This window comes from Burkholderia sp. LMG 13014 (assembly GCF_905232215.1).
Lineage (GTDB): Bacteria > Pseudomonadota > Gammaproteobacteria > Burkholderiales > Burkholderiaceae > Burkholderia.
In genome coordinates this window covers 1-7,828 of the sequence record NZ_CAJNKE010000270.1, presented here as the reverse complement: position 1 = coordinate 7,828, position 7,828 = coordinate 1, and the positions used below count along the sequence as shown (strand labels likewise).

The window sequence follows — 7,828 nt, the reverse complement described above, 5'->3', positions numbered from 1 at the left end:
CGTGACGCCACAGCATCATCGCGGCCGCGACGCACATCATCGCGAAGGCCAGCACCCAAACCATCGCGCTATACATTGAAGCCGCCGCGGCCGAACCCGCCACCACCGAAACCGCTACCAAATCCGCCATTGCCAAAACCGCCGCTCGTCAGCGTCTGACGGTAGCGCGCGAGCTTCGGCGAGTGCGGATGGATGCCGAGCGTCTCCCAGTTGTCGACTTCCTCGCCTTCCTGCGTCACACGCGCCTCGTAACGGTAAAGCTCCTGCGTCGCGATGATGTTGTCGGACAGCCCGGTCACTTCGGTGATCGACAGGATCCGCCGTCGCCCGTTCGACAGACGCCCGATCTGCACGATGAAGTCGATCGCGTTCGCGATTTGCCGACGCAGGCTCGACTCGGTACCCTGGAAACCTGCAAAGCCCGCCAGCATCTCGAGACGATACAGACACTCGCGCGGCGAACTCGCATGCACGGTGCCCATTGAGCCATCGTGGCCCGTGTTCATCGCCTGCAACATTTCCAGCACTTCGCCGCCGCGCACTTCGCCGACGATGATCCGGTCCGGGCGCATCCGCAGCGTATTGCGCAGCAGGTCGCGAATCGACACGACGCCGGTGCCATCGAAACCGCCTGGACGGCTCTCGAGCCGTACGACGTGCGGGTGATTCAGCGACAGCTCTGCCGTATCCTCGATCGTCACGACACGCTCGATCTCCGGAATGTGGAACGCGAGCGCGTTGAGCAGCGACGTCTTGCCGGAACTCGTGCCGCCCGACACCAGAATGTTGCAGCGCGCCTCGACCGCCGCCTGGAGCAGCGCGTTGATCTCTTCGTTGAACGTCCCGTTGCCGAGCAGATCGGACGGCTTCAGCGGATCTTTGCGGAATTTCCGGATCGATACGACCGGGCCGTCGATCGACAACGGCTCGATCACGACGTTCACACGGCCACCGTCGGGCAGTCGTGCGTCGACCATCGGGTTCGACTCGTCGAGACGGCGGCCGATCGGCGCGAGGATTCGACGCACGATCCGCAGCAAATGCGCGTTGTCGGTAAAGCGCACCGGCAGCTTGGCGAGGATCCCGTGACGCGACACGTACACGTCGTTGTAGCCGTTGATCAGGATGTCCTCGACTGCCGGGTCTGCGAGCAGGTCCTCGATCGGCCCGAAGCCCGCAAGCTCCTTCGTCAGCGCCTCGGCGATCGCACGCACCTCGTTCTCGTTGAGCGGAATGCGGCGCAGGCGCACGAAGCTGTCGATCTCGAGATCGACGAACTGGTTGATCGCCTGTCGGGACCATCGGCCGAACTCGGCGCCCAATTCTTCGATGCGCGTCAGCAGATGTTCATGCGCGGCATTCTTGATGTCGTGAAATTGCTGCGTCTGGGAGAACGGCGCTGCGCCGTCGGCGAATTGAATGTCGTGTGCCATCGCTTACGACCGCTTGGACGAGGGTTGAATGAAGCGCTTCAGCGCAGACAGGCCGGATGCCGGCCGCGTGGCTGCCGATGTGATCGACACGCCTGGCAGCCGCGCCGCGAGCGACTCGAGCGCGCGCACGTACGGGTCACGCTCGGTCGTGTCGACGATGAGCCGGCCCTGGTTTGCCGCGTGACTGATCGCGACGCGGCGCGACGGCAATGTGCCCACCAGCGCCAGGCCAAGACGCTCGGCGATTTGCGCAGGTGTCAGGTCGAGTGCGGGATCGTACTGGTTGACGACGAGCCGGACCCGATCGGTATCGACACCCGCGTCGCGCAACCCGGTGAGCAAATCGGCCGCGGACACGATCGACGCGACGCCCTGATCGCAGACAAGCCACGCTTCATCGGCCGAGGCGGTAATCTGGGCAACGAACTCGCGGTTCGAAAAGCCACCGAGATCGACGATCTGCTGATCGAAAAACGCGCGAAACCGGTTCAGCAATCCGGCACACGACGCGTACGAGACGTCACGCAGCCCACCGAGATCGGCCGGCAGCGTCGTCAATGCAACGCCGCTCTCATGCCGGGTCAGCGCGGTATTGACGAAGGTCCGGTCGATTCGGCGCAGGTTGTGAACCGCATCGATGAAATGGAATTCGCAGCGGGTATTCAGGAACAGCGCACCATCGCCTGCCGGCAACCCGAGGTCGACGAGCGCGGTCTGGCGACCGGCCGGTGTGCCACCGTTCGCCTCACCGCTTGCCCCCGGGCTCACCGCCCGCTTCTGCAGCCACACGGCGAGATTCGCCGCGAGCGTACTCACCCCCATGCCAGCGCGCGCGCCCAGCAACGCGACGAGCTTGCCGTGACGGCTCGCTGGCTCGCCGACGTGCGCAAGCAGTCCGCGCGTCGTGCGCAACGCATCCTCCGCCGTGGCCGACACATCGATGAAATCGCGCACGCCGGCGCGCAATGCGGCGAGCGTGCTCTCCGGCTGGGCGAGCGAGCCGAGCGCGACAATCGGCAATCCCGGATGGGATGCGCGTACTGCCGCGGCTGCCACGCTCGCCGCCGTGCTGCCGCCGGAAAAATCAATGAATACGAGCGCGGGGTTGAGACCCGTGATGCGTTGCGCGAGCACGCCCGGCTCAAGTGACGCAGCCTCGACCGCACCGGCCGATACGAGCGTATCGGCCAGCCAGCGGACATGCGCCTCCTGTTGCGATGCGCAAACAAAATAGTCTGTCACGGCGGGTTCACACAATGATTGGATTCGCGCGTTCATGTTGAACACCCCCGATTACGCAACGCGTGGCGATACGTCGCGACCCGCGATGCATCGCAGTCATTTCGAAAAACCCGGAGCAGCGTCGGGTGACGCGGCTCCACCCAGATACGATTTCCACACCGGCCCGTCGCGCTGTTCGGACAACTCGCCGGGCGTCGCGGGCAATACCGCCCCCTTCGCGATCGGCGCGACGAGATGCGGCGTCACGATGATCAGCAATTCCTGATCGTTCTGCTGATAGTTCAGATTCTTGAAAAACGTACCGATGATCGGCAAATCGCCGAGCAGCGGTACCTTGCTTACGTTCGACATCGTCTGGCGGTCGATCAGGCCACCGATCACGAAGCTCTCTCCATCGCCAAGTTCAACCGTCGTATCCGCGCGGCGCGTCGTGATCCCCGGCACGGCAACTCCGCTGATGGTGACGCTGTTCACGTAGTCGAGCTGACTCGCTTCCGGCGCAACTTTCAGCGCGATACGCTGCGGGCTCAGCACCGTCGGTGTCAGCGACAGCCCGATACCGTATTGCTTCCACTGGATCGCAGTCGAGCCCAGCCCTTGCGGCGATGGAACCGGGATTTCGCCACCCGCAAGGAAACTCGCGCTCTGGCCGGACAATGCGACGAGCGTGGGCTCCGCGAGCACACGCGCAAGATTGCTGGCCTCGAGCAGCGACAGGTCGGCAAAGATCCCGCGGCCGGCAGCGTTCACCACCAGGTTGAACGCCGAGGAGACAGGTGAGCCGAGCGTCGGAACATATCCCCCGGTGCCGGGGCCCGAACCGCCGCTGTAGGATTGCACGCCGCCCGGTGAAAACGAACCGAACGAGAAACCGTTGCTCTGCTTGAAGAAATTGAATCCGACCTGCTTGAGCACTGAACGGCTGAATTCGACGACACGCACGTCAACCTGCACGACGCTCTTGCCTGCGATCGTCGAACGGTCAATCACACCCCCTTTTGTGCTCATGCCCTTACCGACTGTCGCCGCCTGCGCGTGCGCATCGAGCGATGCCGACGAACCCTGCAGCACCGCCGTACCGCCATAAGCATTCACACGCGGCGTGGAGCCGTCGAGCACCGCTCGCGCGGCCGCATCGACGACCTCGACATTCCAGACGGTTGGTTCGTCGCGGCCACGCTCCCACAGCATCACATTTGTTGCACCGGGTGCCTTCGCAGTCAGCAGCACGGAGCCGGCGCGACTGCCTTTCATGATCAGTACGTCGGCAACCGCCGGATCGCCCACCGCAACACGCTGCAGCGTGCGGCCCGCCGAAATCTGCCGCTGCGCGCCGACCGCGAGTTCGATCGTGCCGGTCGCGCTCGCGAACGAGGCGAAGGTCATGGTGCAAATAGCAATCGCGAATGCAATCAGTGTGTTTTTCATTGTTTTGTAGACCGTCCCGCGGCCCTTTGCTTGTCGTCGCTGATATCGATGGCCGTCGATGTCGTTCAATTGGCAACCGTTTCCGACCGGCCGCCACGGATCACTTCGATGCCGCCCCCCCCGCTTGGCCGCACTGGCAGCGGTAGACGCGACGGCAACGGCGGTACATTCATGTTGGCTACGGGGGTTCTCGGCGTGCCCGACAGTTGCTGCAGCGAGACCCCGGCGGCAGCAAGCGCCGACGGCGACAACTTGTTGTCCGTGCGCATCGCAACCGTCTGTATCGCCAATTCATCGTCGCGCGGGTTGCGCAGCGCGAGCGTCAGCCGTCCGCTCGCTTCACCAAGCGTCAACGCATCGACCTGTGCGGTCGGAACCGCCAGCACGGCAATACGCACATTGCTTGGCTGCCCGTTGTTACCATTCACGTTGTTGCCGCTGTCACGATCCGGCGTCGCATCACCGAACGACAGCACACGCACTTTCGACATCAGGAGTCGCGCCTGCGTTTGCGACACTTCACCGTCGAGCATCGTGCCCCCCTCGCGCTTCAGGTTCAGAAACACGTCGACGAAGTTGCCTGGCCTCAGCCGGTTGCCGACCGCATTGGTCTCGTCAACGCGAATCGCGACCGCGCGCTCGCCCGACTGGATATCCTCGGCCAGCCCGGAGACCAGCGCATCCGCGACAACCGGCGTCGATGCGGGAATGTCCCTCGCCGGCACGCGGCCGACCAGCGTGACCGGTTCGGCAAATGCCCCCGTCGGCGGCGGCGCGATCGGTTGAACCTTCAATGCATCGGCCGGAATCGGCTGGCCCACGGGCAGCGTGCGCGTTGCGACCACGACCGGCACCGGATTGGCGGCGACAGGCTGCTGGATTTGCGCAGGATTAGGGGCACTGCGCCCGAGTATCCACGCATAGATTCCGAGCAAAACGGCAATTGCGATCAGAAGCCCGGCGATGATTTTCGTTAAATTGTTGGCCATGTTGTCGTATGGATGCCGGAATGAAGATCCGAGTAAATATTGCTGCTCCGTGATTCGCGCGTCGGCACCGGCCGGATCACAGGATCGACTGCGGAATTTGCACGACCGCCGCGCCCGTCAGCGGCTGAGTCAGGATCGTTCCCATGAAAGGTATGGTCGCCACCCACCCGACCGGTGTGTAATTTACGGTGACACTGAGGCAATACAACGACGGTGAAGTCTTCGGCGCCGTGTCGTAGCTGCATTGAGGCGCGCTCACTGCCACTTGCTGTGTGCCGACATTCAGCCAACCGAGGAAATACATTGCGGTAGTTTGTGCGTTGTTCATGCGCGCCGTGAGATCCGTCGCATAGTTCAACCCCGCACGCGCGCCTTCACCTGCGGCAAACGTCAGGCTCTGCTGAATCGCGAAAATCATCCCGAAACTGATGATCGCGTAGCAAATCACGAAGAAGACCGGGAACACGATCGCAAACTCGACTGCCGTCGCCCCCCGCTGCCGTCCGTATCCGCACCGCTGCCTGTATCGTTTCATCGCACACCCCCTCCCGAGACGAGGTAGACGAGCCACACCGCAGCCGGTATCGCGAGGCATGCCGCATAAGGTGTCGCCCGGAATCCGCCGAGTGCCAGAGCGGGTTCGTCACGCCGCCACAATGCGCCGAGTGACGTACGCGACAACAGCAACAAAGCAAGCGCGTGAATGCCCGCGGCAAGACTCGCGGCGACCCAGAGCCACAGCAACGCATGCGCGCCACACCAGGCTCCGAGAACGGCGAATATCTTGACGTCTGCTGCCCCCATGACGCGCAACAGGAAAAACGGAAGGAGTCCGACAAACCCGAACAGAATGCCGACCGTCGCCTGAGCCGAGGAAACGCCGAACGGATTCGCACCAATGAGCGCCCCCCCGAGGCCGCAAATCAGTCCGATCAGCACCGCCAGATTCGAAATACGCCGGAAACGAATATCGCTGGTCGCGACCCATGTCGCCCAGACCAGGAATGCCCCGCTGAAAATAAGATGTGCCATCGCGTCGCCACCAGCAGACATGCCGTAGCGGGCAGACTGCCGAGGCAACCCGCCCACCACGGTACCGCCACAACTTTTACGAAGTGAAGGTGTCGTGCTGACTATGCAGCAGCCTTGAAAATACTGGTTGGCGAACAGCTAGTACCGGTACCCGACCCGGACGTGAGGCAGCTCCCGATATTCGTGAACACGCTGTTCAGACTGCTACCGAGCGAAGTAGCCCCCACGATGATCGCGACAGCGACAAGACCCGCGATCAGCCCGTACTCGATCGCGGTAACCCCGTTGTTTTCCTTAAGAAAACGCTTGATGTTTGCTTTCATTTTATTCCTCGTGCCTGTATTTACGTTCTTTGGCCTTTTATACGTATAGGTCCCCGCATATCTGGCCGCTTGCCCCGCGCTGTTCGCCACATCTGCTGTAACGACAATCGGGTGCGCTTTCTTTATAGATTGCCCAGAGGGGCATGTATCACCATTTGATGCAAGTTAACATTCGCGATAGTGCCCCTCCTCGAACGTTGTGTACCGAACCGTACATTTGCTTACATCTGCTCCGGATTCTATATCCGATCCTATTTAACTTCCAACCTCTTTTAACGGCATGGATCGAAAAAAATGACCAGCAGCACGACGTATTTGTACGGTGTTTCGGTATGACTTACACATAGGATTTACGATAGGTTAGATGTGCACACCTAATCCATCAGTAAAACAATTGCCTCGTCCACCAAGCCTGCGCGGCCCCCACGTTACGCCCCACGCGTAACGCCAATGTTGTGACGTTACGTTACGAAACGGTCGAAACCGTTCTCATTTGTCTGTACTTAAACAGATTCAACAATCTTTCAATTTCCATAACTTCCTTTTCCAACAAGGAATTGCCCCGTTTAAAACCTGTTGTCGAACCGTCGGGCATCGAAATGGCACGACTGTTGCAGAGTAGTCCGCGCACCACTCAACACAACGAAGTTCACAACACATTTTTAATGCGAGGACAAAATGGACATTAAGGTTATCCCTCATGGCGTGTTCCGGACGACTCTGATCGCGGCCACCGTTGCAGCCATGCTTTCCCTCTCCGCGTGCGGCGGTTCCGGCTCCATCAGCCAGGGGCTCGGCGGCGGCTCGAGCTCGGGCGCTGGCGATTCGATCTCCACGTCGGGTGGCGGTACGTCCGGCACGAGCGGTACCTCGGGCACGAGCGGCACATCCGGCACCAGCGGTACGTCGGGCACGAGCGGTACCTCCGGCACCAGCGGAACCTCGGGCACGAGTGGTACCTCCGGCACCAGCGGTACGTCGGGTACGAGCGGTACCTCCGGCACCTCGGGTGTGTCGTCGAACGCAGTGGGAAATGTCCTCGCAAGCGGCAGCAACATCGTCACGGGTGTCGGCGGAACCGTCTCGGGTCTCGGCTCGGTCATCGCCAACCAGTCGCTGCCGGGCGTCAACCCGGCCACCACGCAGGCTGCAGGCGGCATCGTGCAGAACGTCGGCGGTGCCGTGACCGCGCTCGGCAACGGCCTTGGCAACGGTCTCGGCCAGCTCGGCGCGACGAAGGATCCGCTCGGCACCACGCTCGCCAGCACGGGCGGCGTGGTCAACCAACTCGGCGGCGCAGTCACGCAGACGGGCAACCTGGTCTCGAGCCTCGGCAGCGGCCCGCTGACGCCGCTCGCGCCGGTCACGGGCGCCGTCGGCG

8 protein-coding genes are annotated in these 7,828 nt (G+C 62.2%); 1 reads left to right on the top strand and 7 read right to left on the bottom strand.

All coding sequences use genetic code 11. The features are described from left to right. Nucleotides 1-68: 68 nt before the first annotated feature. The 7 genes from JYJ84_RS22705 to JYJ84_RS22675 all read right to left on the bottom strand — a co-directional run bounded on the left by JYJ84_RS22705 (nucleotide 69) and on the right by JYJ84_RS22675 (nucleotide 6,447). Entirely contained in the window at nucleotides 69-1,433 is a 1,365-nt protein-coding gene (locus JYJ84_RS22705) for a CpaF family protein (RefSeq protein WP_122945185.1), read from the bottom strand. Nucleotides 1,434-1,436: 3 nt separating this feature from the next. After that, nucleotides 1,437-2,711 carry a fimbrial protein gene (locus JYJ84_RS22700; protein WP_122946652.1) on the bottom strand — a complete coding sequence of 425 codons (1,275 nt, stop codon included), beginning with the start codon at nucleotides 2,709-2,711 and terminating at the stop codon, nucleotides 1,437-1,439. Nucleotides 2,712-2,771: 60 nt separating this feature from the next. Continuing rightward, on the bottom strand, nucleotides 2,772-4,103 hold the full coding sequence (locus JYJ84_RS22695) for a type II and III secretion system protein family protein (protein ID WP_122945184.1): 1,332 nt from the start codon (nucleotides 4,101-4,103) through the stop codon (nucleotides 2,772-2,774). A 65-nt stretch (nucleotides 4,104-4,168) separates the two neighbouring features. Further along, nucleotides 4,169-5,092 (bottom strand): Flp pilus assembly protein CpaB, encoded by a 924-nt coding sequence (gene cpaB / locus JYJ84_RS22690; protein WP_122945183.1) that lies wholly within the window; start codon nucleotides 5,090-5,092, stop codon nucleotides 4,169-4,171. Between the two features lie 76 nt (nucleotides 5,093-5,168). Further along, nucleotides 5,169-5,627: a TadE/TadG family type IV pilus assembly protein gene (locus JYJ84_RS22685; protein WP_122945182.1), complete on the bottom strand. Its 459-nt coding sequence runs from the start codon at nucleotides 5,625-5,627 to the stop codon at nucleotides 5,169-5,171. Further along, a complete protein-coding gene (locus JYJ84_RS22680) occupies nucleotides 5,624-6,124 on the bottom strand; it encodes a prepilin peptidase (protein ID WP_122946651.1) in 501 nt (166 codons plus the stop codon). Before JYJ84_RS22680 ends, JYJ84_RS22685 begins: the two co-directional genes overlap by 4 nt. Nucleotides 6,125-6,225: 101 nt before the next feature. Then, nucleotides 6,226-6,447: a Flp family type IVb pilin gene (locus JYJ84_RS22675; protein ID WP_122945181.1), complete on the bottom strand. Its 222-nt coding sequence runs from the start codon at nucleotides 6,445-6,447 to the stop codon at nucleotides 6,226-6,228. A 678-nt stretch (nucleotides 6,448-7,125) separates the two neighbouring features. Here JYJ84_RS22675 and JYJ84_RS22670 point away from each other — a divergent pair. Next, nucleotides 7,126-7,828: collagen-like triple helix repeat-containing protein (locus JYJ84_RS22670; RefSeq protein WP_205189492.1), on the top strand; the 703-nt coding region annotated here is incomplete at its 3' end.

Coding starts and splice junctions, on each gene's coding strand:
- JYJ84_RS22685 (WP_122945182.1), bottom strand. CDS start 5,627: ATGAAACGATACAGGCAGCGGTGCGGATACGGACGGCAGCGGGGGGCG.
- JYJ84_RS22675 (WP_122945181.1), bottom strand. CDS start 6,447: ATGAAAGCAAACATCAAGCGTTTTCTTAAGGAAAACAACGGGGTTACC.
- JYJ84_RS22705 (WP_122945185.1), bottom strand. CDS start 1,433: ATGGCACACGACATTCAATTCGCCGACGGCGCAGCGCCGTTCTCCCAG.
- JYJ84_RS22680 (WP_122946651.1), bottom strand. CDS start 6,124: ATGGCACATCTTATTTTCAGCGGGGCATTCCTGGTCTGGGCGACATGG.
- JYJ84_RS22695 (WP_122945184.1), bottom strand. CDS start 4,103: ATGAAAAACACACTGATTGCATTCGCGATTGCTATTTGCACCATGACC.
- JYJ84_RS22700 (WP_122946652.1), bottom strand. CDS start 2,711: ATGAACGCGCGAATCCAATCATTGTGTGAACCCGCCGTGACAGACTAT.
- cpaB (WP_122945183.1), bottom strand. CDS start 5,092: ATGGCCAACAATTTAACGAAAATCATCGCCGGGCTTCTGATCGCAATT.